General features: G+C 69.6%; 1 protein-coding gene. It reads left to right on the top strand.

The features are described 5' to 3' along the window. Positions 1–12 precede the first annotated feature (12 nt). Positions 13–2,767, top strand: a 2,755-nt coding sequence (locus tag ACRWNM_RS36445; protein ID WP_431972719.1) for a condensation domain-containing protein, incomplete at its 3' end; no start/stop codon positions are given.

Below are 2,767 nucleotides of genomic sequence, written 5' to 3'. Positions count from 1 at the left end.
CGGGTGGGTGGTTTGGATCGGGTTTCGCAGTCGGTGCTGTTGACGTTGCCGGTGGGGATCGACCGGGACACGCTCGCCCGGACGGTGCAGGCGGTGTTGGACCGCCACGACATGCTCCGAGCCCGGTTGCGCCGCAGCACCGACTCCGGCTCTGTTTCCGGGTCCGGGTCCGGGTCCGGGGTGGGGTGGGTTCTCGAGGTGTTGCCGGTTGGGTCGGTTCCCGCGGAGTCGCTGCTGGTGCGGGTGCCGGTGGAGGAGGTGAGCGGGCAGGGGTTCTCGGCGGTGGTGGCCGGTGCGTGGGAGGCGGCCGTGGGCCGGCTCGATCCGGCGTCGGGGGTGATGGTGCAGGGAGTGTGGTTCGATCCCGGCACCACCACGGGGGGCCGGTTGTTGCTGGTGGCGCATCATGTGGTGATCGATGGGGTGTCGTGGCGGATTCTGGTGCCCGATCTGGCGGTGGCGTGGGCCCGGCTCGCGGCGGGCGCGCAAGCGGAGCTGGCGCCGGTGGGAACGTCGATGCGACGGTGGGCGCACGGGCTGGTTGCCGCCGCTCACGCCGAGGCCCGGGTCGGGGAACTCGGCCTGTGGCGGGAGATGCTGACCGGGTCGGATCCGGTGTTGGGGTCGCGTGCGTTGGATCCGGCGGTGGATGTGGGGGCCACGGTGGACACGGTCGGCGTGGCGTTGCCGGCCGCGGTCACCGACACCGTGCTCACCACGTTGCCGGAGGTGTTTCACGGCGGGGTGAACGATGGTTTGCTGACCGCCCTGGCGGTGGCGTTGAGTAGCTGGCGGCGTGATCGGGGCATCGACACCGCGCAGGCCTTGATCGGGTTGGAGGGACACGGCCGGGAGGAGCAGGTGGTGGCGGGGGCGGACCTGTCGCGGACGGTGGGCTGGTTCACCACCATGTTCCCGGTGCGTCTGGATTTGGCCGGGGTGGACCTCGACGAGGTCCTGGCCGGTGGTGCGGCGGCGGGGGCGGCGGTCAAGACCGTGAAGGAACAACTGCGCACGACCGCGGACCGCGGGATCGGGTACGGGTTGTTGCGGTATCTCAATGACGAGACCGGTGAGGTACTGGCGTCGTTCCCGCAACCGCAGATCGGGTTCAACTATCTGGGCCGGTTCACCACCACCGGCGCGCTCGCCGACGGTGTGGAGGTGGGGTGGGTTCCGGTCGAGGAGACCGGCGATCTGGGTGGTGGTGATCGGGACCTGCCGGCGGCGGTGGTGCTCGCCGTCGATGCCGCGGTGACCACCACCGCCGCCGGTTCGGTGTTGCGGGCGGTGTTCTCGTTCCCGACCGGGGTGCTCTGCGCCGGCGAGGTGACCGATCTGGCGCGGCGGTGGCGGCAGGCGGTGACCGTGCTGGCCGAGTGTGCGGGGCAGCCGGGTGCGGGCGGGTTCACCCCGTCGGATCTGGATCTGGTGCGCCTGGACCAGCACACGATCGAGGCGCTGGAACAGCGGTATCCGACGCTGGCGGATATCTGGCCGTTGGCGCCGCTGCAGGAGGGGTTGCTGTTTCATGCGTTGCTGGCCGAGCACTCGGTGGACGCGTATCTGCTGCAGTTGGTGTTGGAGTTGCGTGGCGATGTGGATCCGGCACGGTTGCGGGCCGCGGCACGCACACTGCTGGATCGGCACGTGAACCTGCGGGCCGCGTTCGTCTCGGCTCCCGATGGGCGGTTCTGGCAGGTCCTCGCCGACGGTGTCGAGGTGCCGGTGGGTGAGATCGACCTGACCGCAGTGCAGGAGAGCGTGCGTGGGGCCGAACTCGACCGGATCCTGACCGCCGACCGGGCCACCCGGTTCGACATGAGCACCGCGCCGCTGCTGCGGTTGGTGTTGATCACCCTCGCGCCCGGTGAGTACCGGTTGGTGCTGACCAATCATCACATCCTGCTCGACGGTTGGTCGTTGCCGTTGCTGCTGCGGGAACTGCTGACCCTCTATGTCACCGCAGGCGACGGGTCGGGGTTGCCTCGGGTGCAGCCGTACCGGGAGTATCTGGCGTGGCTGGGCCGCCAGGATGCGCAGGCCGCACGCGCGGTGTGGCAGCGGGCTCTGGCGGGAGTCGAGGAGCCGACCCTGCTTGCCCCCGCGCACCGGGGCCGGGAGCTGTCCACGATTCCCGACCAGTGCCGGCTGGATCTGACCGAGGAACAGACCCAGACACTGACCGCGGTGGCCCGCGGGCGGGGAGTCACGCTCAACACCGTGATCCAGGTGGCGTGGGGCCTGGTGCTGGCCACCATGACCTCGCGCGAGGATGTGGTCTTCGGTGCCACCGTCTCGGGTCGGCCGGGGCAGATCCCCGGGGTCGAGTCGATGATCGGGTTGTTCATCAACACCGTGCCGGTGCGGGTGCGGCTGGACTACCGCGAATCCGTCGGCGGGTTGCTTGCACGGGTCCAGGCCGAGCAGGCCGGTCTGCTCGACTACCACCATCTCGGGTTGACCCAGATCCAGGCCGCGGCCGGGGCGGGGGCGGTTTTCGACACGTTGACGGTGTTCGAGTCCTACCCGGTGGATCGGGCCGGATTGTCCGAAGACACCGATCTGGCCGGGATGCGGGTGGTCGGTGCCAGCGCCCACGACGCCACCCATTACCCGGTCACGTTGATCGCCTCCGCCGACACCCGCCTGCACCTGACCATGAAATACCTTCCCGACCTCTACGACACCACCACCGCCACCACCCTGCTCCACCGAATCACCCACGTCCTCGACACCATCACCACCGACACCACAATCCCGGTGG

The sequence above is a fragment of the Nocardia sp. bgisy134 genome (genome assembly GCF_965341865.1).
In the GTDB taxonomy this organism is placed as follows: domain Bacteria; phylum Actinomycetota; class Actinomycetes; order Mycobacteriales; family Mycobacteriaceae; genus Nocardia.
The sequence above is the reverse complement of the archived record's forward strand: the minus strand, read 5'-3'. Positions and strand labels throughout refer to the sequence as shown.